21 protein-coding genes are annotated in these 25,075 nt (G+C 45.2%); 15 read left to right on the forward strand and 6 right to left on the reverse strand.

Going from position 1 to position 25,075, the window contains the following annotated elements:
• Positions 1–13: 13 nt before the first annotated feature.
• The 9 genes from OO778_RS03685 to OO778_RS03725 are packed head-to-tail and all read left to right on the forward strand — an operon-like array spanning position 14 to position 8,150.
• Complete coding sequence (locus OO778_RS03685; protein ID WP_257887775.1) at positions 14–238, forward strand: hypothetical protein; 225 nt, start codon at positions 14–16, stop codon at positions 236–238.
• 27 nt (positions 239–265) lie between these two features.
• On the forward strand, positions 266–1,534 hold the full coding sequence (locus OO778_RS03690) for a pilus assembly protein TadG-related protein (RefSeq protein ID WP_257887774.1): 1,269 nt from the start codon (positions 266–268) through the stop codon (positions 1,532–1,534).
• Between the two features lies 1 nt (position 1,535).
• Positions 1,536–2,000, forward strand: a complete 465-nt coding sequence (locus OO778_RS03695) for a TadE family protein (RefSeq protein ID WP_222712291.1) — start codon at positions 1,536–1,538, stop codon at positions 1,998–2,000.
• Positions 1,997–2,515, forward strand: a complete 519-nt coding sequence (locus tag OO778_RS03700) for a TadE family protein (RefSeq protein ID WP_258614074.1) — start codon at positions 1,997–1,999, stop codon at positions 2,513–2,515. The genes OO778_RS03695 and OO778_RS03700 overlap by 4 nt, the downstream gene beginning before the upstream one ends.
• Before the next feature lie 12 nt (positions 2,516–2,527).
• Positions 2,528–3,736, forward strand: a complete 1,209-nt coding sequence (locus tag OO778_RS03705; RefSeq protein WP_257887772.1) for an AAA family ATPase — start codon at positions 2,528–2,530, stop codon at positions 3,734–3,736.
• Positions 3,737–3,748: 12 nt separating this feature from the next.
• The gene (locus tag OO778_RS03710) at positions 3,749–5,194 is read left to right on the forward strand and encodes a CpaF family protein (RefSeq protein WP_006742393.1); all 1,446 of its coding nucleotides are present in this window, start codon (positions 3,749–3,751) and stop codon (positions 5,192–5,194) included.
• 9 nt (positions 5,195–5,203) lie between these two features.
• Positions 5,204–6,172 carry a type II secretion system F family protein gene (locus OO778_RS03715; protein WP_006742394.1) on the forward strand — a complete coding sequence of 323 codons (969 nt, stop codon included), beginning with the start codon at positions 5,204–5,206 and terminating at the stop codon, positions 6,170–6,172.
• A 2-nt stretch (positions 6,173–6,174) separates the two neighbouring features.
• Entirely contained in the window at positions 6,175–7,116 is a 942-nt protein-coding gene (locus OO778_RS03720) for a type II secretion system F family protein (RefSeq protein ID WP_047008928.1), read from the forward strand.
• Between the two features lie 20 nt (positions 7,117–7,136).
• On the forward strand, positions 7,137–8,150 hold the full coding sequence (locus OO778_RS03725; RefSeq protein WP_006742396.1) for a tetratricopeptide repeat protein: 1,014 nt from the start codon (positions 7,137–7,139) through the stop codon (positions 8,148–8,150).
• Positions 8,151–8,286: 136 nt separating this feature from the next.
• Here the strand turns inward: OO778_RS03725 and OO778_RS03730 are convergent, their stop codons facing one another.
• Together OO778_RS03730 and chrA are read right to left on the reverse strand one after the other, a co-directional pair.
• On the reverse strand, positions 8,287–9,402 hold the full coding sequence (locus tag OO778_RS03730; protein WP_257887770.1) for a phosphatase PAP2 family protein: 1,116 nt from the start codon (positions 9,400–9,402) through the stop codon (positions 8,287–8,289).
• 100 nt (positions 9,403–9,502) lie between these two features.
• Complete coding sequence (chrA, locus tag OO778_RS03735) at positions 9,503–10,642, reverse strand: chromate efflux transporter (RefSeq protein ID WP_258614076.1); 1,140 nt, start codon at positions 10,640–10,642, stop codon at positions 9,503–9,505.
• An 88-nt stretch (positions 10,643–10,730) separates the two neighbouring features.
• On the opposite strand from chrA, the gene OO778_RS03740 reads away from it, so the two are divergent.
• Entirely contained in the window at positions 10,731–11,675 is a 945-nt protein-coding gene (locus OO778_RS03740; protein ID WP_074191740.1) for a LysR family transcriptional regulator, read from the forward strand.
• A gap of 48 nt (positions 11,676–11,723) precedes the next feature.
• On the opposite strand, the gene OO778_RS03745 is transcribed toward OO778_RS03740, so the two are convergent.
• The 4 genes from OO778_RS03745 to ebgR form a co-directional block, all read right to left on the reverse strand.
• On the reverse strand, positions 11,724–13,157 hold the full coding sequence (locus OO778_RS03745) for an amino acid permease (protein ID WP_074191739.1): 1,434 nt from the start codon (positions 13,155–13,157) through the stop codon (positions 11,724–11,726).
• 78 nt (positions 13,158–13,235) lie between these two features.
• The gene (locus OO778_RS03750; RefSeq protein WP_074191738.1) at positions 13,236–13,688 is read right to left on the reverse strand and encodes a beta-galactosidase subunit beta; all 453 of its coding nucleotides are present in this window, start codon (positions 13,686–13,688) and stop codon (positions 13,236–13,238) included.
• Positions 13,689–13,691: 3 nt separating this feature from the next.
• Positions 13,692–16,790: a beta-galactosidase subunit alpha gene (ebgA, locus tag OO778_RS03755; RefSeq protein ID WP_264910688.1), complete on the reverse strand. Its 3,099-nt coding sequence runs from the start codon at positions 16,788–16,790 to the stop codon at positions 13,692–13,694.
• A gap of 346 nt (positions 16,791–17,136) precedes the next feature.
• The gene (gene ebgR, locus OO778_RS03760) at positions 17,137–18,123 is read right to left on the reverse strand and encodes a transcriptional regulator EbgR (protein ID WP_005494135.1); all 987 of its coding nucleotides are present in this window, start codon (positions 18,121–18,123) and stop codon (positions 17,137–17,139) included.
• Positions 18,124–18,503: 380 nt separating this feature from the next.
• On the opposite strand from ebgR, the gene galE reads away from it, so the two are divergent.
• From galE to OO778_RS03785, 5 genes are all read left to right on the forward strand, one after another.
• Positions 18,504–19,523, forward strand: coding sequence for a UDP-glucose 4-epimerase GalE (gene galE / locus OO778_RS03765; RefSeq protein ID WP_264911373.1), 1,020 nt, complete (start codon positions 18,504–18,506; stop codon positions 19,521–19,523).
• Positions 19,524–19,606: 83 nt separating this feature from the next.
• Positions 19,607–20,659, forward strand: coding sequence for a UDP-glucose--hexose-1-phosphate uridylyltransferase (locus OO778_RS03770; protein ID WP_015297203.1), 1,053 nt, complete (start codon positions 19,607–19,609; stop codon positions 20,657–20,659).
• A gap of 109 nt (positions 20,660–20,768) precedes the next feature.
• Positions 20,769–21,929 carry a galactokinase gene (gene galK, locus OO778_RS03775; RefSeq protein WP_264910697.1) on the forward strand — a complete coding sequence of 387 codons (1,161 nt, stop codon included), beginning with the start codon at positions 20,769–20,771 and terminating at the stop codon, positions 21,927–21,929.
• 9 nt (positions 21,930–21,938) lie between these two features.
• Positions 21,939–23,003 (forward strand): galactose-1-epimerase, encoded by a 1,065-nt coding sequence (gene galM, locus OO778_RS03780; RefSeq protein WP_264911374.1) that lies wholly within the window; start codon positions 21,939–21,941, stop codon positions 23,001–23,003.
• 399 nt (positions 23,004–23,402) lie between these two features.
• Positions 23,403–25,034: a sodium/sugar symporter gene (locus tag OO778_RS03785; protein ID WP_074191734.1), complete on the forward strand. Its 1,632-nt coding sequence runs from the start codon at positions 23,403–23,405 to the stop codon at positions 25,032–25,034.
• Positions 25,035–25,075 lie beyond the last annotated feature (41 nt).

The raw sequence follows: 25,075 nt of genomic DNA on the forward strand, positions 1-25,075 counted from the left end.
GTGGGAGAGCAAGATGAAAAGCATAATGATAATGACCATTTGTTTCACATCATTCGGCTTGTTTGGCTGTGCGAATGACCCCGAGCTTGGTATCTCGGTTAGCCAGTTGCGCGCTGAACAAACTCTTAATCCAGATGCGTGGTATGAGAATTTGGGTTATTTACCGGAAGGTAGTGGTGAGCGTACACAAGTTAGCTTAGAGGTATATAACAACAACGGGGTAGCCAAAGAAAAATAAGTGATTTGTTCACTTATAGGAGGGGCTATGCGAATGAAAATGCAAACAGCAACAAGGCGAACCCAGAAAGGGATCACATTGGTGCTTATAAGTTTAGTTCTGTTGATTTTGCTGGGCGTTGCTGCGTTCGGTATTGATTTAAACCATCAGATCTTAAATAAAACAAGGTTACAGAACTCTGTGGATGCAGCGGCATTGGCAGCTGCTGTTGTTGCTGATGAGACTAGCAATGTTAGCGAGGCAGAAACGGCTGCCAAAACATATCTTGCTGGGTTTTCGACTAGTTCAGGTAATAGTGAGTTAACTTTTACTGACGAGAACACTTCTGTGAGGTTTTCGATGGACATGAGTCCAGAGTCATTTGTTAAGGCGGGGGATTTTAATCCACCAATATCAGGTGAATATGACATTTATGTCCGAGTGGAAGTTTCAAATTTGGAACTTGGACGATTTCTAAGTGCCATTTTTGGTATAGACAAGCAAGTATCTGCAAGTGCGGTAGCAGGACGAAGTGCAGGAATAAACTACACATGTAACATTTCACCGATAGCAATGTGTGCGGATACTTCTTCACCAGAAACAACCTGGGGGTATGTTCCGCAACCAGGATATAACCCATCAGTTGATCGCGTCTCTAGCACTCTGTATCAACTAAAACCGGCGGATCACCAGAGTGGTGGTATTGGACCTGGAAACTTCCATCTTTTAGATCTTGGGGTTTCTGGTAAGAACGCTATTCGGGATGCATTTGCAGGAGCAACAAATAATTGCATAACGGTTGGAGGAACTATTGATACAGAAACAGGTAAAGGGACAGGACCAGTTGCTCAAGGGATCAATACTCGTTTTGGTCAATTTAATGGGCCAACCCAAGAAGGGGGGGCAGTAAAAAGTGATAAGTATACAGAAGAACCTTCGCCCTTGCTTGATAGCGAGACCTATAAAAATAGCAATTTTTACTACGCCGATTATGTATCAGCTTTAGCGAACTGTAGCTCTGGTGGTACCTGTAATAACGCATACTACGATGAGGATGGCTCTAGCGGTAGAAGAATCTTAAGAATTCCAATCATTAATTGTGATGAGACTACTGGTGGTAAACAAACAGTTCAAGTCCTTGGTCTAGGTTGCTTTTTTCTCCTTCAAGAGGTTAAGCAAAAAGGGAATGAGTCAGAGATTTTTGGGCAGTTTTTAGAAGACTGCGTCATTAATAATGGTTCAACTGGTACCGATCCTTCAGACAAAGGTCTATATAAGATCCAGCTTTATAAAGACCCTTTTAGTGGGGCTTCTTAATATGTTGTATTTAAAAGGAAGAAATAAACTAATAACAGGTCGGCATCAAGACGGACTTGCCATTATCGAGTTCATACTTGTGTTACCGGTATTATTGATGCTTACCGTATTAGTTATCGATGTGAGTCGAGCATTTATCCAGTATACCGAGGTTAATAAAGCGCTTCAAAATGGAGCTCGATACGCAGTGGTTGATACTTACGGTACCTTAGACTTTGACGCTATTGCTGATGAAAACAACATCAAAAATGTCGTGGTATATGGAACACCTACCGCTTCATCAAATCCAGTTATCGATTATATTGATGTTGGAGATATTGTTATCACCCGACCAACAGCAACGAATAAAATCGTTACTTTATCAGCTACTTATAATTATGTGCCGATATTTTCTACACTACCTTTCTCGAATGCTTCCTTGCAATTTAGCATCGGAGCTTCTGCATCAATGAGGACAGGCCCATGAAACGTTTAATATGTAAACAGAGAGGGGTGACTCAACTTGAATTCTCGCTGATAGCTTTAGCAGTCATATTAGTTTTGTTCTTGATAATTGAATTTGCAATCTACTTTTTTTCAGTACAGATGGTTAACGAAGTAACGCGAAGAGCTGCGAGGCTTGCTACCGTGTGCTATATCGCTGATAGAGACGATATTCCTAATTTACCAGCTGTATCAGATCTCTATCCATCTGGTTTTTCTGCAAGTAACTTGCAAATTGATTATTTGGATGAGAACGGTGCTGCTGTCAATGTTTCAGGCTTTTTATCTACACCACCAGCAGATCAAGCAACCTTAAATTCTCAGTTTGTTCAGATAAAATATGTTCGAGCAAGAGCGGTAAATTATACTTTTCAGTTTTTTGTTTTAGCTGCTTTAATTAATGCAGTAGGGAGTACTCCAGCTTTTGAAACTATATTGCCTGCAGAGAGCTTAGGAATACTTAGGCCTGAAGGGACCAATGTCATTACGGATTGCTAATGGAGTAGCTTTATGTTGAAACCAGTCAAAATGGATAATGAAACGCATAAAAGTTTAAAAACAAACTTGATTGTTTGGATAGTTTATTCTACGTCAAATTTTAAAATTCACATTGCTGATGAATTATCAAGGTGTGTCAATCTAAATATTGATTGGATAGAGCTAGGTTCCTTTAACTTGGACTTTGTAAAAAATAAGCAAATTCCCGATCTTATTTATATTGAAACAGGAGAAAGTTGGGCGCAGAAAGTGGCTCATGTGTACTCTAGTGACAGTAGCTTACAGCATAATCACACCGCTTTGATTGTCTTTGGTGATGAAAACGATACTGCATCTCTCAAAATGGCGTTGAGGCTTGGCGCAACAGATTATTTGTCGCGTTCTGTTGATCTTGATGAACTATATCCACTATTAAAATCGACGGCGGACGAAAAGATTGCCAATAAACAAATGGGCGATTTAACTTTATTTATCAATACAAAAGGTGGTTCGGGTGCAACAACACTGGCGATCAACACCGCGATAGAACTGTCAAGTTACGCGAAGAGTAAAGTATTGCTCATTGACTTAGATATGCAGTTTAGTGATGCGGCCGATTATTTAAACTGTAAGCCAAAATACAATATTAATGATGTGATTGATTCTGTTAATGATTTGGATGAGTTATCACTAGAAGGTCTCGTATATCAACATCCTTCAGGTTTGAATTATTTATGTTTTAACCAAAATGATCCTAAAGGTAACTACAAACATGCAGTTCAAGTCAGTAAGTTATTACCTATTCTGAGACAGTTTTACTCACATATTATTGTGGATTTGTCTCATGGTGTTGAGCATGTTTATCAACAAATTGTTTCTCCGGCTACGCATATCTTTTTAATTATGCAGCAGAATGTTACTTCGGTTAAGCATGCTGTCAGCTACATACGTTCTTTAGAATTAGACTATGGTTTAAGTAGTCATCAGGTTGAACTGATTGTTAATCGTTTTGAAAAGAAATCAACAATATCTTTGAAAGACATTGAAAATGCAGTTAGTGGACATGCGATACATTTAGTACCTAATAATTTTGCTATTGCTATCGAGAGCGCTAATTTGGGTAACCCAATTGTTCAATCTAAGAAAAATAGTGCGCTGAAAGCTTCTTTGGCTGAAATATCGCACTTATTAGAAAGTCCGACCAAAGAGAATCAAAGTTGGATCAAAAAACTATTTTCTTAGTAAGGGGGAGTTATGTTTTTCAAACGGAAAGGCGTCGGGAGTTCTTTCAATTCCGTAGATGAAACAAAAGAATCCAAAGTTGTGAATGTCGAGTTGGCAAAATCTGACGAAGATACGTCAGATGAGCAAAGGGCTTTATCGCCTGTTGAAGCCAAGATGAAAGCGATCGAGGAGCAGAAAAAACAGCTAGAACAAGATCTCTCGATCAAACACTACTATCACAAAAAGCTACTGGATACCTTGGATCTCGGGCTTTTATCGCACTTGCAAGAAGATCGCGCGAAAGAGGAGTTACGCGAAGCGGTCGTTCAGCTCATTGCTGAAGATCAAACACACCCGTTGAGCTCTGAAGCTCGCAATCGCGTGATACATCAAATTGAAGATGAAGTGTTTGGTCTAGGGCCGCTGGAACCGCTGCTTGAAGACCCAACGATTTCAGATATCTTGGTCAATGGTCCGAAAAATATCTTTGTCGAACGTTTTGGTAAGCTCGAGAAAACGCCACATACCTTCTTAGATGAGCGCCATCTGCGCAACATCATTGATCGCATTGTTAGCCAGGTTGGACGAAGAATCGATGAAGCATCACCAATGGTGGATGCTCGACTCAAAGACGGTTCGCGTTTCAATGCGATTATTCCTCCTCTTGCCATTGATGGCCCTTCCGTTTCTATTCGACGTTTTGCGGTTGAACGTTTGAATATGGATAACCTATTAGAGCTTGGTTCGTTATCTCCAGAGATGGCGAAGTTTCTCAATGCTGCGGTCGTGGGGGAAATGAATATCCTGATATCTGGTGGTACAGGCTCTGGTAAAACAACCACGCTGAATATTTTGTCGGGCTTCATTCCAAGTGATCAACGTATTGTGACCATTGAGGATTCGGCAGAGTTACAACTCCAACAACCACATATTATTCGCTTAGAAACACGTCCTTCTAACATCGAGGGTAAAGGCGAAATATCTCAGCGCGATTTAGTGAAAAACTCGCTACGTATGCGTCCTGACCGGATAGTTGTTGGTGAGGTTCGTGGCTCAGAAGCGGTGGATATGTTATCGGCAATGAACACGGGTCATGATGGGTCGCTGGCCACCATTCACGCGAACACACCAAGGGATGCGTTGAGCCGTATTGAGAATATGTTCTCGATGGCGGGTTGGAATGTGTCGACCAAAAACTTGAGAGCGCAGATTGCCTCCGCCATCAATATTGTCGTGCAAATGGATCGCCAAGAAGACGGTAAACGCCGCATGGTCAGCGTACAAGAAATCAATGGCATGGAAGGCGACGTTATCACCATGTCGGAGATCTTCACCTTCCAAAGAAGAGGGGTCGATCAAGAAGGCAATGTGTTAGGTGATTACATGGCAACAGGGATTGTACCAAGCTGTCATGACCAATTAGTAAAACGAGGCTTAGACGTACCATTTGAAATATTCAATGAAAAAGCCCGTTAGGAGATTGCTATGGATAGTCAATTCCCCCTTTTTCTTGTGCTGCTTTTTTTGTCCGTATTCTTTATTAGCCAGGCGTTAATTTTGCCTTCTGCGGGTAAAAAGGTTAAGCATAAGCAGTTAATTAAGCGGATACACGAAAGCCATAAACACATCGATCAAGAGAGTATTTCCCTACTAAGGGAAAACTCGCTCAAAAACCTTTCTCCATTAGAGCGATGGCTTGTGAGGTTCAGCCTATTCGATAACTTTAAGAAGAAATTGGAATTGGCTGGGATACACATGGGGTTCAGTCGGTTTATTTTTCTCACCTTCCTCGGCGGGGTTGCGGTTGGGCTATTTCTGTTCTTATTCGGGCAAGTTTGGTACCTCTGTGCCGGTGTTGCGGTCGCTTGTTGGGTGTCGGTTTACTTCTACCTACAGAAAAGAATTGCCGATCGTTTAATGAAGTTCGAAGAGCAACTACCAGAGGCGCTCGATATCATTAAGCGAGTACTACAGGCCGGTCAGCCAATTACACAAGCGTTTGGGGAAGTAGGCAGAGAGGTCAGTGCGCCGCTTGGCCCTGAGTTCATGAATACCTTTAACTTACTCAACTATGGTTATGACCTCCGCTTGGCGATTATGCAAATGTCAGAAAGAACCCCTACGGTATCCATGCTTGCTTTCTCGAGTGCGGTGTTACTGCAAAAAGAAACGGGTGGTAACTTAGTCGAAAACATTGAAAAGCTCTCTCATATCCTACGTGCTCGTTTCAAACTCGCTCGAAAAATCAAAACCATTTCTGCGGAATCTCGAATGTCGGCATGGGTATTAGTATTGGCGCCTTTTGGGTTGTACGTCATTATTTCACTCGTTCGGCCTGAGTATATTGAGCTGCTTCATACGCACCCAATGGGGATCAAAATGGTGATTGGTGGGATGGTGGCCTTATTTATCGGCACGCTGTGGATTCGTAAAATCGTCAATATTGAGGTGTAGCTATGGAAAGCATTCAAGGATGGTTAAACGGTTTTGCTGTCGGCCAAGAGACGTTACTCATGGGGTTGATCCTCATCACCACCGTGTTAGTGGTGATGACGCTGGGCTCGATAATTATCGGGGTCAACTCGCCAATTAAAAGAAAGTTAGCCGAACTGTCTGGTGATAAAAAGGAAGTCTCTCACCACAACAAAAAAATGGCTGACACATTGGAGTCGTTAGCGCCTTTAACTTCGCCAACCAGTGAAAAAGAGCGCCAAACGACACGCAATAAACTGATGCATGCTGGTTTTCATGAAAGCAATGCATTGTCGATGTTTTATGCAATTAAATCGGTCACAACAATACTAGGTGTGATGGTGGCGGCACTGGTGTATTTCTCGATTCCGGAATCTAAATATCTGTACACCTACATGGCGTTATCCGTATTTATTGGGCTTCTGATTCCTGATTTTATTTTGCGCCGAATGGTCAACAAGCGTCAGCAAGCGATTCGTGCAGGTGTGCCCGACATGCTCGATTTGCTGGTGGTTTGTACCGAGTCAGGGCTTGGCTTTAATGCGGCTTTGCGTCGCGTTGCAGATGAGCTGGTTATCTCTCACCCAGAGCTTGCCGATGAAATCGACACGGTGTGCAACAAAATTAAAGCGGGTAAACCAATGCCTGAAGCCTTAAGGGAGCTAGTATTAAGGACAGGGTTAGAAGAATTGATGGGGCTGGTGAGCATGCTTAGCCACGCCTCTCGAATAGGTGGGAGCTTAGTCAACTCCTTGCGTGAGTATACCGAAGACTATAGGGATAAGCGTCAACAAGCAGCAGAAGAAATTGCTGCAAAAATCCCAGTCAAAATGATGTTTCCAATGGTGCTGTTTATTTGGCCATGTTTTTTCATCGTGGCTATTGGACCTGCGTTAATTTCATTGGCTGAGGCATTTTCTAATTAAAAAGCAAAATAGGGATCGTTATGTGGATTAAGAAATACGTCATCATCTCGTTGTTGGTGCTTACCGCATGTTCAACAACTGAACAGTCATCAGACTTCGATTCAACGCTGTACTCAGGTAAGCCCGTTGAGTCACTCACCAATGATGAACCTCCAAAAACAGAGGAGGAGGCAATCTCTCGAGGGGATATTGCATTAAGCAATAAAAATGTCGACTTAGCGTTGTATGAATACATTCGCTCGCTCTCTTTTCCTAACGCGGTCCATAAAGACAAAACCTTATACACCGTGGGGCGTATCCATTTGGCAAGAGAGAATTCAGAACTTGCGGATAAATCATTTCGAGCATCTTTAGCAGAGAACCCTGATCACATTGGTTCCCTCACAGAACTTGGCACTCTGTATACGAAACGTGGCGAAAAGGACGTCGGGAAGAGTTACTACATCCGAGCTTTGAATGCTGACCAAATTCGCATGGATGGCGATCCTATTATCACTAAAGACAACATTACTGCAGAGAGCGTTGCAACATATCGCTATGATGATAAATCACCTGTCTCTGCTTACTCCGGTCTAGGTGTGCTTTACGACATTCGTGGCGACCACGATATTGCGCAGGCATTAATTAGAAAAGCGTTGGATATTGATTCAAGAAACGTCAACGCTTTAGTCAGCCTAGGCTATTCCTACTACATGGAAAAAGCTTATTCAAAAGCGGCGCACTTTACTCAAGCTGCGCTGAGCATTAAGCCGGGGGATGAAAAGGGAATCAATAACTTGGGTCTCATTGCACTGGCAAAAGATCAACCACGACAAGCGCTGAGTATTTTTAGTCGACACATGACAGAGCCGGAAGCACTCAACAATGTTGGTTACTTCTTGATCCTTCAAGGCAAACCAGGCGAGGCGATTCCTTATCTACAACAGGCTATTGATAAGAATCCGGCCTACTATGAACTGGCAAATAAAAACTTAGAGCGAGCATTAGCAATGGTAAGAGAGCGAGGGGATACCTCTACCGCGCTTCTCCAATAACTTCACAGTCTATTTAAAAATAAAGCCACTCAGCAAGATGGAGTGGCTTTTTCATTTTTGGGGACTTTTTCATTTCTGGGGACTTTTTCATTTATGGAGAGTAGTCCGTTGCAAAGGTGTTTGTTCAATTAGCCGTTTATTCTCTTCTTTCTGGGTAAGAAGCATAGCGCCGCAAAGCCCAACCAACTATCTTCCATAACATCACCGTTAAGAGTGTTGCGAGGTAACCATCAATCGCATAATGCCAGGCTAAATGTACCGAACCGATTTGAATGATGACGGCGAAAGCGTAAGCAAAGTAGCCGATGGTTTTGTTGAGTCTATAAATTGATAGCGCCATCAAAACAGCAATGGAGACGTGCAAACTCGGCATTGCCGAAATACCAGAACCAATACCATTGGCATTGGCGATGTACTCATCCCAAAGATATTGCTGTGTAGGCAATGCCCACAATTGCCCAGCGTCCACATTGGTAAGATAGTGGCTTTGGGCTTCGAGCGTTTTCATCAGAGGAACAAACTGTTCATCTCCAGTGATAAGCTCCACGTAGCAAGGACCTGCTGAAGAGAGTAACGTGGCGAAGAAGACACCAAGAATCATCCAAGACAATGCGAACGTGAGTAAAAATTGTTGCCTTACCAACGGGTACTTTTTGTAGATAAGGAAAAAGATGAGTATCCCCCACATACAAAAAAACCATGCGTTGTAGGCAACGTTTAGCACCAGTGAGGCCCAAGCATTGGAGAATAATGCATGGGTCAATTCCCAAGGTGCAACGCCGAAGTGCAACAGCGTATCAATATTCGCAAAGGTTAGATCCCATTTAAAAGGATTGATGATTGGAATAAGCGATTTCAAAAACGTGTGGTTAGAGAAAATCAGGTTAAGTGCCATCATCGAAACAAACACTGATACAGGGCGGTGCAGTGGAAAAATAAGATGTTTCAGTTTTCGTATGAAGCGCTTTGCTGGCTGTTTTTCTTTGCGCAGTATGAGATAGAAATAATAATAGATACACCAGCTTAAGCCTGTGACATACAAAGCTTGCATTAGCGTTTCAAGGTAAGTGGTAAAAGAGTAATCAATAGGGAAATCGAGATATAAAGAACAAAGATAAATGACAGCAGTCGAGATAAAGCAATAGGTGTAGAAAATCTTATCGATCAATAACTCGTTCTTCACAGACTGGAGCCAAGTCGCTGCTTTTTGCTGCCAACTTACGTTGATCTGGTAATTGTTGTCTTGTTCCATCGACGATCCGTCATCTCTATCCTTCCAATGTCATTAAGCTTAGTTGAGAAAACGGGCACTTGTATTTAAGTGCCCGCTAAGAGTTTGTCGTTTAAGATTTTTACATCATGCCCGTGACAAGGCCTGCCGCCACAAAAAACACGATCATCCATAGCACCGAAAGGTTGACCTTTTTGTGTAGATAGAAACCCGCAACCACTAACGCCATATCGATGGGAGCAACAACTGCGCTGCTAAATACTGGCTGGTAAAGTGCCGCGAGTAGCAACCCTACTACCGAGGCATTGACACCGTTGATGGCGCCGGAGACCAGCGGTTTGCCTGCCAGTGCTTGCCAGTTTTTAAGTACGCCAAGCAGTAAAAGAAACCCTGGGAGGAATACGCCAAGCGTTGCGATTAGCGCACCTAAAATTGGCGTATCCGAAAGCTCATAACCGATAAAAGTCGCAAAGGTGAACATTGGCCCCGGTACAGCTTGTGCAGCGGCGTAGCCTGTTAAAAATGCATCTTGGCTGAGCTGGTCACCAACAATGTTTTGCAGAAGCGGCAGAACCACATGACCGCCACCGAACACTAAGCTACCAGCTTGGAAAAAATCACTAAACAGCCCAAGCAAAGGCAACGTATGAGCCACTAACGGTAAGCCGAGTAAAAGCACCGCAAATAGAGTCAATGGCGCGATAGACGGTTTAAACGGCTCGGCTGATGGCGCGGAGTCTTTCTTCAGATATCGCATGCCGACAAAACCTGCTACGAGCAACACGAACATTTGCGTCATGATGCTTGGTGCCACCAGCAACGCAATCGCAGTCGCGACGCACAAACCCGCGGTTAGTTTGCTTTGGCAGAAGTTTTTGTACATGCCCCAAGTCGCATCCGCCACGACCACGACTGCGAGCAGTTTTAGACCGTGGACTATGTTTTGAAACACAGCGGTGTCGGTGATTTGGCTGCTCACCATCGCCAGTGCCAACATGATGATCACCGAAGGAAGCGTGAATCCGACAAATGCTGCGCATGCGCCACCTAAACCGCCGCGTTTATAACCCAATGCAAAGCCGACTTGGCTTGAGCCGGGTCCCGGCAAAAACTGACTGAGCGCGACAATTTGCGCGTACTCGCTGTCATCAAGCCATTTCAGTTTCTCAACAAAGGTTTGGCGAAAATAACCGATATGAGCCGCAGGGCCGCCGAAGCTGAACCAACCCAGCCAGAAAAAAGTTTTGAAGATGGTGAACATGTCGAGCCTGTTTATCTAAAAAGCATTGTTGCTAATTTATCGGATGCTCTAAAATGACTCAAATTGATGATTTTAATTTCATTTATGAATGAAATGGGATAAGGGTGCTGAGGTGAAAGAGGACATTCAGTGGCGCAACATTGACTTGAACTTATTGGTGACGTTTTCCTACTTGTATCGCTATCGAAGCGTTAGCGTTGCGGCAGAGAAAAGTTACGTTAGCCAGTCGGCGATGAGTCATAGTTTGTCTCGTTTAAGGTTGTTGTTTGACGACCCGCTTTTTGAGCGAAAAGGGCACAAGATGGAGCCCACCGAGCACGCTCACCACATCGCGCCAACCGTGCATCATTTGCTGGACTCTATCGCCCAAGGCTTGCTCACTAAGTCTGCTTTCCAACCTGAAAATTACGCGGGTGTATGTCGCATTGGGTTAACGGATTATGCCGAGTTTATTTTTGCTCCTCGGCTTTATGACGAAATACGCCAGCGCGCACCAGAGGCGCAGATCAGTTTTATTAACGTCAATCGTAGCAACTACGTGGCATTAACTGAGCACGAAAAGCTCGATGTCATTATTGGCAGCATGCCGGTGTTGGATGACAACTTTGAGAGCTTGTACTTGTACACCGAAAAACACGTGTGCATGTGTGATAAACAGGTATTGAAAGGGGAAACACAGCTGTCTCTGGAAGCGTTCGCTAACATAGAGCAAGCTCTGGTAAGTCCCGATGGGAGCTTGAAGACACAAGTAGACCAAAAGCTCTCAGAACATGGCTTAAGCCGTAAAGTCACCGTGGCGTCGCGCAACTTTCTCACCATTCGGCATTTATTGAAAAAGCGCGATCTCATTGCCATCGTGCCAGAAAAAATGGCGTTGGCGGAGGGCTTTTCGGACGATCTCATTACCGTTAAGCCGCCGATCGCCGTTGCGGATTTTGATATTGCCATGCTGTGGCATTCCAGCCGAAACAATGAAGATAAAGGGATTTGGCTACGTGAGTTGGTTTCTTCGACCATTACCTCTCACATATAAAAAAGGGCACCAAAGGGTGCCCAGAATGTTTGTCATTGAGAGTCGGTGTTATACTGCTTGCGAAGCTGGCGCGGCTTCTTTTATGCGCTCTTCCTGATTCAATGATTTTTCGTATTGGCTGTACTTCCACCAAGCAAAGCCAAGGAAAATCACGATACCGCCAACGTTGTAGAAAATGATGGTCATGATGTCGGCCCCTGTAGGGAAGGTCGATGCTAAGAAACCAACCGTAAAGATAGCGATCAGTACCGATACGGTAGCGATGCCCATTTTGCGTGAGCCCATTTTGAAATCACGCTCAACGTGATCCAGTTTCAAGCGCAGATTCAGGTACGCCAACATGATGAACAGTGGTGGCAGCATGGATGCCGCTGCGGTCATGTTGATCACCGTGTTCATCAGCTCTTGAGCGGTGTTAGAACCTAATGTTGGGATGATCATCAATGGGATAACGATAAGGAACTGATACCAAGCTGCGCGAGCTGGTACGCCGTTTTCGTTCAGCTCTACGGTTTTCTTACCAAAAATGCCTTCTGGAATCTCAGAGAAGAAGATTTTCACTGGCGTTGCTGTCCACATCAGTAGAGAGCCAAACATAGCGGTAAAGGATACCAAGCCTACAAAGCGGTTCATCAATACTTCTGGCAAACCAAAGTACGCAGCCAAACCTTCAAATACTTGTACCGAGCCACCCGTGTATTTTAGGGTTTCGCTAGGAACAAACACGTTAATCAAAACAGACGCGACTGAGTAAAGCACACCGATAAAGATACCTGCGATGATGATGACTTTAACAAACGATTTCGAGCCGCCTTTCACATCGTTTACGTAAACCGCGACCGATTCCGCACCGCCTGCCGCCATAAAGATCCATGTAGTAATGCCTAAAAATGTCCAGCTGAAATCAGGGATCATCGCTTCTACAGTAATTGGGTCAGCCGGTTCTACGCCGCCGATCAACGCTGCGCCAGCCAGTAAAATGTACGACATTGTCAGTAGCAGCATGAGGGAGGAGGTCACCGACGTAATTGGCCCCAACATTTTCGCGCCGTTTGTCGATACGTAGGTCGCAAACGCAAACAAAATCATACTGAGCACGGTAGTGGTGAATGGCGTCAGAATGTATTCATAGCCTAAGAACGCGTAAGACGCATAAGCGATAACGCGCGGTAGCAAAGACGTGAAGAAGAATAGGTTAACGAACCAGTAAGTGTAGGCAGAGATAAACGCCCAGCGACCGCCGAGTGAGCTTTTTACCCATGCGTAGACCCCCGCTTCAGAATCTTTATTCAGAGATACGAATTCTGCGATGATCAAACAGAAAGGGATGAAATAAAAAATGGTCGCCAGAAAGAACATTGGCGCAGAAGCTAGACCGATCTCGATGTTATTATTGATTACGTTGTTAAAGCTAAATACTGCAGCAAAGGTGAGGGACAACAACCCGAATTTGCCTATCGTATTACGTTTGGATTCAGACATGTTCTATCTCCGGTGAATCACGTTGGAATTGTAGGGAGGAAGGGCTTGTAATGCTGTGACCACAGCCCTTCTCTTGTTTTATTTATTTAGGAAGTAGCCATCTTCGATGGTCACTTTGAGCACCACTTTTCTTACGCGGTTGTTTCCATGGAAGCGGTACGCTTCATTGTTTTCAAAAATCGCTACTTGGCCTTCGCAAAGCTCACGTATTTCACCCTGACCAGAAAAAAATTCGCGGTCGGTTTCATCACGATAAGTTTGTTCTAGTGTCAACGCGGTTTTATCCGCGAACTCAACGGTTTCTCGGCCTTCGAGGTAGTAATGCACATCGAAGTAACGACGGTTACCGATGAACGTTTCGGTTTGTTTCGCGAGGCCATCTTCAACCATGTAAACCAGTGAATCGCCAATCGAGTGCATCACGCCATCTTTGATGTTACCGATGTTGCCAATGGCTTCCACACAGCGGTTCCATTTACGACCGTTGCGATATACCTGTTTGAATTGCTCTAAGCTGTCTAACACGATCATGGGTTACGCCTCGTTGACTGGTTGAGTATTGGTTTGAGTGAAAAACGCGTTGTCGAAATCATGGTTTGCCATCACTTGTGCGTTGCAATCGCCTGCTTGCAGTGGCATCAGCGTCAAACCGTAACGGAACTCGTCCATGTACACGCGGTAAGAGTCGAGCACTTCGCTGCCCCATGAGTTCGAGCCTAACCCCATCACTTGATGGTCAAGGTTAAGGGTGATGTAGCCACTCTTTTCTAGCTCGATCGTATGTTGCGCTTCATGCAGATTTTGGTTGGTGTAGAACCACACGCTGAAGTTGATTTCTTGCTGAGGTTTCACCAATAACCCTGTACCATGACGGTTGGTGAGTGAGGCCCAGCGCACGTGTTGGCGGTTGCCGTTGTTTTGCGGGAACGGGTAGTTCTCGAACATGTCTTCTACGGTGCTGTGGTAAACATCAATGAGGTTAGCTTGGCGACTGTCTTGGTAGTTTTCTTCTGGGCCGCGACCGTAGTAGCTCACTTGGTCAAAGCTGCCGTTGATGCCCAAATCCAAGCCGATGACCGGAATCACGTGAGGGTAGTCGCCGTAGCGCTCGCCACTCAGTTCCACGTTCAAATGGCCTTGAGCATTGATTTGATAGCGATAGGTACAACGCATGCCAAAATCAAAGACCGGCGGCGCAATGATGCTGGTGGTCGTAATCAAGACGGAATCATCAGTTGCTTCCACAGCAAGTGTGCGGAAGTGCTCCTGCATGATTTGCAGATGCGCTGGGTGCCACAAACCTTCATACTCTTGTTTGTGGTTATCAATCATCGGTTTGAAGAAGTTCAGTCTTGGCTCAGATTGAATGATCTCTTCGCCATTTACGCGCCAAGAAGTCAGCTTGCCGTTTACTTTGGAGAAGGTAAGCGTGAAGTTATGACCTGTGATCACGTACTCTAGGCGGCTTTCTTCAAGTACCAATGGTTGAACATTGTGGTTGACCAACGCAGGCAACGTCGCGATGTTTTCTTTCAGTTGGAACTGATACACCGCAATTTCATGGTTGGCTTCGCTGTAAAGCGTGCGACTGTCTTTGCGTACGGTGAAGTTAACAAAGGCTTCGCGCTCATCCAATTCTGGCAAATCGATGGTCACTTCACGTTCGCTGTTGGCGACCAAAGCTTCGACTTTGAATTGCACGCTACGCAGGGTTTCACCTTCGGCACGCACGTCGGCAGTGATGGTGTAATCATCGAGGTTGGTGAACCACAATTTGTTCTCAACGATGAAGCGATCATGGCAACCTTCAACGGCGCGGATTTTCACCGGCGCAATGACTTGTTTGTATTCTTTGAGACCTGGGCCCGGGGTTTGATCTGGGTAAATCAGACCATCCATGCAGAAGTTGTTGTTGTTTGGGTAGTCGCCGTAATCGCCGCCGTATTTGTAGAACTCTTGGCCGTGTTCATCACGCGCTAGAATGCCGTGATCACACCATTCCCAAACGTAGTGACCTTGAATGTGGTCGTGCGCATAGAACACATTTTGATATTCGGTTAAACCACCCGGTCCGTTACCCATCGCGTGGGCGTATTCGCAGATGATACGTGGTTTCTCGTGTGGGTGCTCGCCAAAGTAATTCATCAGTTGAGCGCGTGAGTACATCGTCGAAATCACATCGACGACCTCAGCATCGCGGTCTTCTTCGTAGTGAACCAAACGGGTGTCATCAATTGCTTTGGTCGCTGCATACATCGCACGGATGTTGCAGCCATAACCCGATTCGTTACCGAGTGACCACATGATGATAGAAGGGTGGTTCTTTTGCGCATGAACATGACGCACTGCGCGATCAACAAACACCGCTTCCCATGCTGGATCATTGGTGATACGGCTCAGGTCGCCAACGTTGGCAAAGCCGTGGGTTTCCACATCGGTTTCTGCCATCACAAACAGGCCGTAAATGTCACACAACTCGTAGAAGCGTGGGTCGTTAGGGTAGTGTGCGGTGCGAACTGAGTTGATGTTGTGTTGCTTCATCAACATCAGATCTTTTTCCACGCGGTCCATACCCACTGCACGACCTTTTAGGTGATCGTTATCATGACGGTTTACACCATGCAGCATCACGTATTGATTGTTGATGTAAAACAGGCCATCACGCACCTTGATATCACGGAAACCCACGCGTTGTGGGATCACTTCCACTACGTTGCCTTGGTGATCTTTTAAGGTAATGAACAAGTGGTAAAGGTAAGGGTTTTCAGCCGTCCAATGCGTTGGATTCACCATATCAATCGCAAAGCTTGTTGAGTGGTGGTTTTGGATAGTCAGTGAATCGCATTGACCACTGGCTACGATAGTGCCTTTGTCATGCAGCGCGTATTCCAGCGTATAGCCAGACGCGATAGCGGTAGAAAAATTTTCCAATTCGACTTGAGCACTGAGCGTCGCACTTTGGTAATCGTCGGCGAAATCGGTGCGAATGGTGAGATCTTGGACGTGAATGTTCTCTTTTCCTATTAGATAAACATCACGGAAGATCCCCGCCGTCCACCACATATCTTGGTCTTCAATGTAAGTGGAATCGGCCCACTGCATCACGCGTACGGAGAGCAAGTTTTCACCTTGTTGGACGAACTTGGAAATGTCGAATTCCGCTGTGAGTCGGCTGCCTTTACTAAAGCCGACGTACTCGCCGTTTACGTATACTTCAAAGTAGGTTTCCACGCCGTCGAACTTGATGATGGTTTGTTGGTTATCCCACTGTGGACCAAGTGTAAATGTGCGTTGATAAGCGCCCGTTGGGTTGTCGGTTGGTACAAACGGGACGTCGATCGGGAATGGGAAGCCCTCATCGGTGTATTGCAGATCGCCGTGACCTTCCATTTGCCACATGTTTGGGACGGTAATGTGTCCCCAGTCGTTCATGGTTTGTGAGTAAAACTCATCAGGTACCAACATTGGGTTGGTGAAATAACGGAATCTCCATTGGCCGCTGAGTAACATAAAGCGGCGACTCAGTTCACGTTGAAAGGTTTGTGCGCTCTGAACAGAGTCGTAGGAGAAAAAGTACGCACGCGGTGCCATACGATTCTCGTGTAAGTGTTGGAAGTTTTCCCAATTGTTCACGTTTTGATCTCCCCTCGGCTTGGTGCGCTTATGTTGGAGTGCGGGACGGTTTCATCGCGGCTCAACATCAGTGCAAAAATAACGGCCGATGTATTGTGAAAAATGCTTATGAATAATCTGAGAAAGATATTAGTAAAAGTTTTACTAAAATAAATTAGTGAAAACGTTTTACTTTAACTTGGTCACGTTTTAAATGACCAATGTTGAGCAAGATGTGATCAGCGTAAAGGAATGAGATCTAGATTGTTTTGGAAAGTAAAAACAGTAAAAATTCGGTAGAAAATAAAAGAAGAAATAAAAAGCACTGAAAATTCAGCGCTTTACTTGAGCAGTTTTGAGGGTGTTTTTATCGAGTTGTGCCGCGTAGCTTGAGCTTGCTTGGAACGTACACTTGAAGGGGCAGTGCGCGTCCGTCACGGTATTTTTCTACTAACAAGTTCACGCCTTGAATCCCCATCATTTCAGAATGAATACGAACGGTCGATAGAGGAGGGAAGGTAAAACGCGCGGTAGGAATGTCGTTCACGCTGATCAGCGCAATATCATCAGGAATGTTTAAACCAAACTCATGCACTGCTCGTAACACACCAATCGCAATGGAGTCCGAAGCAATGAACATCGCTTTTGGGAAATCGCCTTTGGCCAGCATCTCTTTCGCTAAGTCATAACCGGACAAGCTAGAGAAATCGCCACGATAAATGTCGTCTTCAGAAACCACACCTTTTAGACTGCCGTAGTCCACAAACGCATTTTCACGAATGTCTGCGGTGTTGGGCTCGTCTTGTCCACCAATAAAGCCGATGCGTTCGTAGCCTTGTTGTACAAAGAAATCAACCACTTGCTTGCTGATTCTTACAAGGTCGATATCAACGCAATCGTAAGGGCTAGTTGGATCTGAAAAGTCGATGTAACAGATGCTATCGGCTAGGCGTTTAGGTAACTTATTGACCACCTTTTGGTCGACTTTCCCGACTAAAAGGACACCCGTAATCTTTTGCGTTTCAACATCAATTTCGCTGTTGTAGCAATTGGTTAGCGTAATGCCGAGTTTGTCGCACTGAGTTTCAATCCCATGACGAATCGACAAGTAATACGGGTCATTCACTTCTGCTTCTTGTTTGTAATTGTACAAGGCCAAAAAGTGATGTTTTTGCTTGGCTTCTTTGGTGGCTTTCTTCGAACTGCTGGTGCGGTACTCCAGCTTTTCTGCGATTTCTAAAATGCGGCGTTTGGTTTCTTCTTTAACGCTCAACGTCGGATCGTCATTCAAAACTCGCGATACGGTTGCAAGTGAGACGCCCGCTTCAGTGGCGATATCTTTTAGTGTTGCCATGTACATTTCCCGTTGGCATTGCTCACAGTCCAAGTGAGAACTCAATAATCTGGCTATTGTAAACAGCTACTTAGGGATGCACAAACTTTTAGTAAAATCGTGCGATCCACGAAAGAGAGCGGTATCTGCTCGACTCATCTTAACTGCTCATCATCTTCTTGGTTTAATTTAACTAAAGTCAGTATCTAAAATAAGGCTTTTTTGTAATTTTGTGGAAACGTTTACACAATTTGAATTCGATCACGGATCTGGATCGAGATTGGTTGCTAGACTTTTAGCCAGTTAAGAAATGGGCGTACCGATTCGATGCAATAGCGATTGGCTTTTAGCGCATCAGAGTGAGGTATGAACAGAAAGCAGCAAACGTGGAGAAGCAAAAAGTGAAAGTTCTTGTCACAGGCGGTATGGGATACATCGGTAGTCACACTTGCGTTCAGATGATTGAAGCGGGAATGGAACCTATCATCGTTGATAACTTGTGTAACGCCAAACTGGAAGTGTTAAACCGTATTGAAGCGCTGACTGGCAAACAGCCTGCGTTCCACCAAGGTGACATCCGTGACGAAGCCTTTTTGGATACGGTATTCGCGCAGCACGACATCCAAGCCGTGATCCACTTTGCTGGCCTCAAAGCGGTTGGCGAATCGGTGGCAAAACCACTTGAGTACTACGACAACAACGTCAATGGCTCATTGGTGTTAGCGCGCAGCATGCGTAAAGCGGGCGTGAAAAGCATCGTATTCAGTTCATCGGCAACGGTTTACGGTGACCCAGAAATAGTGCCGATTACGGAAGATTCACCAACAGGCGCAACCACCAATCCATACGGACGCAGCAAATATATGGTGGAGCAGTGCTTAAGCGATCTGTTCCATACTGAAAACGACTGGAGCATCACCTTACTGCGTTACTTCAACCCAGTTGGCGCGCACTCATCGGGCTGCATGGGGGAAGACCCACAAGGCATTCCCAATAACCTGATGCCATTTATCGCCCAAGTCGCTGTTGGTCGCCGAGAAAAACTCTCGGTATTCGGTAGCGACTATCCAACCCCTGACGGCACTGGCGTGCGTGATTACATCCATGTGATGGATCTGGCCGACGGCCACATCGCCGCATTGAAATCGGTGGGTGAGAAATCGGGTTTGCACATTTACAACTTAGGTACAGGTAAAGGCTCGAGCGTACTTGAGATGGTGGATGCGTTCGCGACCGCTTGCGGTAAACCAGTGCCTTACGAGTTATGCCCGCGTCGTCCTGGGGATATTGCTGAATGTTGGGCAAGCACGGAAAAAGCCGAGCGTGAACTAGGCTGGAAAGCAATACGCACGGTAGCTGAAATGACCGCCGATACGTGGAACTGGCAGTCAAATAACCCTAGTGGCTATTCCCCGGAGTAATTGCAGTCGCCGCGTTGCCATCTGCGCTTCTCACGGTTTTGGGAAGCTGAGTTTGAAGAATTTTAAAGAGTTGAGTAAGTAACATGTCGAATGTCGAATTTAACCCAGTGGATCATCCACACCGCCGTTACAACCCTCTGACTGGGCAATGGATTTTGGTTTCACCTCACCGTGCAAAACGCCCTTGGAGCGGCGCAGATGAAAAGCCCGCATTGGATGAGCTACCAAGCTATGACGGTAAATGTTTCCTTTGTCCAACCAACGAACGTATCTCTGGCGATGTTAATCCAGACTACCAAGGCACCTATGTGTTCAATAACGATTTTGCTGCGCTGATGGTGGATTCACCAGATGCACCGGAGTCAAACAACCCGCTATTCAAAACGCAAGGCGTGCGTGGTTTGAGCCGAGTGATTTGCTTCTCGCCAGATCACAGCAAAACCTTACCGGAGCTGCCTGTGGATAATATTCGTGGCGTGATTGATACATGGAATGAGCAAATTGAAGAGCTCGGCAAGGAATACGTTTGGGTTCAGGCGTTCGAAAACAAAGGCGAAACCATGGGCTGTTCTCAGCCGCATCCACACGGTCAAATCTGGGCGAACAGCTTCTTACCAAATGAAATCGAGCGCAAAGAGCACAACCTAAAAGCGTACTACCAAGAGCACGGCAGCAACTTGCTGGTGGATTACGTGCAAGCGGAACTCAAAGACGGCTCACGCATCGTGGTGGAAACTGAACACTGGCTGGCGGTGGTACCTTACTGGGCTGCTTGGCCGTTCGAAACCATGTTGTTGCCGAAAACGCACATTCGTCGCATGAGCGAACTCAGCGATGAGCAACGAGACGATTTAGCGCGAGCGATCAAGAAGCTGACCAGCCGTTACGACAATTTATTCCAATGCTCTTTCCCTTACTCGATGGGCTGGCACTACGCGCCGTTTTTTGACCAAGGCACAGACATCGACCATTGGCAGCTTCATGCACTTTTTTATCCGCCACTACTGCGCAGTGCCACGGTTCGTAAGTTCATGGTGGGCTACGAAATGCTGGCAGAAAGCCAACGTGACCTCACCGCAGAGCAAGCGGCGCAGCGTCTGCGTGATGTGAGTGATGTCCACTACAAAGAATGCTAAGTCTTTAAATTGGACTGATTACGAATAACGGGATAGCGCGACTTTACAGATAGAAAGTTAGGCTCAACGCGCTATCCCACACAAATTACTATTTTAAGAGAACGTCCCTATGTCTGAACTTATCCAAAATGTGAAAGCGTCATTTGAGCAAGTGTTGGGCTACGCACCTAGCCATATTATTCAAGCGCCTGGTCGTGTGAACTTGATTGGTGAGCACACCGATTACAACGATGGTTTTGTCCTACCGTGTGCCATTAACTACCAAACGGTCGTGGCGGCGGCAAAGCGTGAAGACAATATCGTGCGTGTGGTTGCGGTCGATTACGGCAACGCAGTGGACGAATTCGATATCACGCAAGCCATTACCTTCCAGCAAGACAAAATGTGGGCGAACTACATTCGCGGCGTGGTGAAGTGTCTTCTAGCGCGCGGCTACCAGTTTACTGGGGCGGATATTTCAGTCAGCGGCAACGTGCCTCAAGGCGCGGGTTTGAGCTCATCGGCGGCGTTGGAAGTGGTGATTGGCCAGACGTTCAAAGTGCTGTTCAATCTTGAAATCAGCCAAGCCGAAATCGCCTTAAACGGTCAGCAAGCAGAGAACGAATTCGTCGGTTGCAACTGCGGCATCATGGATCAAATGATTTCAGCGGAAGGGCGTGAAAATCATGCGATGCTATTAGATTGCCGTAGCCTTGAAACTGAAGCGGTCTCTATGCCAGAAGACATGGCAGTCGTGATCATCAACTCGAACAAAAAGCGTGGTTTGGTCGACAGTGAATACAACACTCGTCGTCAGCAATGTGAAGAAGCGGCACGTATTTTCGGTGTGAAAGCTTTGCGTGATGTGACGATTGAGCAGTTCAACGAGAAAGTCGCTGAGCTGGATGAAATGGTGGCAAAACGTGCCCGTCATGTCATCACAGAAAATGATCGTACTGTGGAAGCGGCGCAAGCGCTACGAGCACACGACATGAAGCGTATGGGCGAGCTGATGGCCGAGTCTCATGCATCGATGCGCGATGATTTCGAAATCACGGTAAAAGAAATCGATACGCTGGTGGAGATAGCCAAAGAGGTGATTGGCGATCAAGGCGGCGTGCGCATGACTGGCGGTGGCTTTGGTGGTTGCATCGTGGCACTTGTACCGCCAGCACTGGTTGATGAAGTGAAAGCGGCAGTTGAAGCGAAGTACCAAGCGGCTACGGGCTTAAAAGAGTCGATTTATGTTTGCCAAGCCCAAAATGGTGCGGGTTTGGTTGAAGTGCTGTAAGGAATGATGATGAAAGCCTATTTTCAACAACTAGAACAAGCGATGGCGCAAACGCCGTCGTTTGATGGCCAAACTGCGAATCTGATTCATTTGACCAACGCGAATGGTATGACAGCGTCGTTTATGGATATCGGTGCGACGTGGTTGAGTTGCACATTACCGGTAAATGGTGAAAACCGTGAAGTGTTGTTGCGCTCACCAAATATGGCTGAACACATGAAGCAAGACGCTTACTTCGGTTCCATTGTTGGCCGCTTTGCTAACCGAATTGCGAAGGGGCAGTTTGAGATAGACGGAGAGAAGTATCAACTTGGTATCAATAACGGTGAAAACTCACTGCACGGTGGCTTGGAAGGGTTTGATAAACGCCGCTGGAAGGTTGAAGAGCAAAATGATCAACAGGTCACTTTTTCACTTCGCTCCCCGGACGGTGACCAAGGCTATCCGGGAAATCTCGATGTGAAGGTGACGTACACGCTCACTGACGAGAATGAATTAGCTATCGCCTATGATGCTAAGACCGACAAAACATCTCCAGTGAATTTAACCAATCACGCCTACTTTAACTTGGCTGGTGAGGCGAGCCGCGCAAAAAGTTTGGATCATACTTTACAGCTTAACGCTGGGTATTACTTGCCAACAGATGCGGGGTTAATTCCTTCCGGTGAACAAAAGCCAGTTTCGGGTACCAGTTTCGACTTTACCGAGCTAAAATCGATTGGCCAAGAATTTCTTGCAGAGCAAGATCAGAAAACTGCTGGTGGCTACGATCACGCCTTTGTCTTCATGCCTGAAGTGACCGATGGCGTGTCTGTCGCTGCGGTTTTAATTGCACCAAAAGAAGATGTGGTGATGAAGGTGAAAACCACCAAGCCTGCCATCCAGTTTTATTCAGGTAATTTCTTAGCCGGTACGCCAGGTGCAAGTAAAACTTACGAACGCTATGACGGCCTAGCATTGGAAACGCAGTACTTTCCAGACGGGCCAAACAAACCAGAATGGGGACTCAACAATGGGGTGTTGAGCTCTGGGGATTGCTATCAGCATCAAACTACTTATCAGTTTGAATTTTAGATAGCACTTCTACCCTTTGAACTTGCAGCGGCAGCGATGCTGCAACTCCAACGACTTTGGGTGTTATGGTGGGCTACATGCCCACCTTTTTTGTTTTTGATATGTATTTTTACTAGGAAGTTTAAATCACTTTCCTCACTTTCGACACAATACTGTACGGTGGATGATCCCCGTAATTTCCTACTTATTACTCTTCGTTTTACCTTTATTGTTATCGTTTACATTTTTGTTGATTTTAGAGAGTTTTAATTAAATGACACTTCTCTTAATATTTGTGATCTTTAGCTCGTTATAAGGTTTTTAGCGTAATATGTATCAATATGTGTGATTTGAGTTACATTTCATTTGGGTGGTAACGTTTACACTTTGCGGCGTAAACAAAACTACAGGATGAAACTGATGTCGAATATAGAACATGGTCTAAGCTTTATCGACATAATGGTCTTCGCCATTTATGTCGCAATTATCATTGGGGTCGGACTTTGGGTATCTCGTGATAAAAAAGGCACTCAGAAAAGTACGGAAGATTATTTCTTGGCGGGAAAATCTTTGCCTTGGTGGGCTGTCGGTGCTTCGCTAATTGCTGCAAATATTTCTGCGGAACAATTTATAGGAATGTCTGGTTCAGGCTATTCAATCGGCTTGGCTATCGCATCTTATGAATGGATGTCGGCAATAACATTGATTATTGTTGGTAAGTACTTTCTACCTATTTTCATTGAAAAAGGAATCTATACCATTCCTGAATTTGTTGAAAAACGCTTCAATAAAAAACTAAAAACAATTTTGGCCGTTTTTTGGATTTCCTTGTACATTTTTGTAAACCTAACTTCAGTACTGTATTTAGGTGGTTTGGCTCTCGAAACCATTTTGGGTATTCCGTTGATGTACTCAATTCTAGGTCTTGCTCTGTTTGCGTTGGTGTACTCAATTTACGGTGGTTTATCGGCAGTAGTATGGACCGATGTCATCCAAGTGTTCTTCTTAGTTTTGGGTGGTTTTATGACTACCTACATGGCAGTGAGTTTTATTGGTGGTACGGACGGTTGGTTCGCTGGGTTGTCTAAAATGGTCGATGCCGCTCCAGGCCACTTTGAGATGATCTTGGATCAAAGTAATCCACAATACATGAACCTTCCTGGTATTGCCGTATTAATTGGTGGTCTTTGGGTAGCAAACTTATATTACTGGGGCTTTAACCAGTACATTATTCAAAGAACGCTTGCTGCAAAATCAGTATCGGAAGCTCAGAAAGGTATTGTTTTTGCAGCATTTTTGAAACTTATCGTTCCGTTTCTCGTGGTATTGCCAGGTATTGCCGCTTACGTTATTACTTCGGACCCACAACTAATGGCAAGCCTTGGTGATATTGCAGCAACAAACCTTCCAAGTGCTGCTCATGCGGATAAAGCATACCCTTGGCTAACTCAGTTCTTGCCTGTTGGTGTTAAAGGTGTTGTTTTTGCGGCTCTTGCTGCTGCAATTGTTTCTTCACTAGCATCAATGCTTAACTCAACAGCCACTATCTTCACTATGGATATTTACAAAGAGTATATCTCTCCTGACTCAGGTGACCACAAGTTGGTGAATGTTGGGCGTACTGCTGCTGTGGTGGCACTAATTATTGCCTGCCTAATTGCTCCAATGTTAGGTGGTATTGGCCAAGCATTCCAATACATCCAAGAATATACAGGTTTAGTTAGCCCTGGAATTTTGGCTGTATTCTTACTTGGCTTATTCTGGAAGAAAACAACCAGTAAAGGGGCTATTATTGGTGTAGTAGCATCAATACCATTTGCCTTGTTCTTGAAATTTATGCCACTTTCCATGCCATTTATGGATCAAATGCTATACACATTATTGTTTACAATGGTTGTTATCGCATTTACAAGTTTGAGCACATCAATTAATGATGATGATCCTAAAGGTATTAGTGTTACATCATCGATGTTTGTAACAGATCGAAGCTTTAATATCGCTTCTTACGGCATAATGATTGTTTTGGCAGTGTTATATACATTGTTCTGGTAAAACCATTCTTTATTATACTCCGCTCTTTTTTGAGCGGAGTT

Origin of the sequence: Vibrio sp. STUT-A16 (genome assembly GCF_026000495.1) — a bacterium.
GTDB lineage: Bacteria > Pseudomonadota > Gammaproteobacteria > Enterobacterales > Vibrionaceae > Vibrio > Vibrio diabolicus.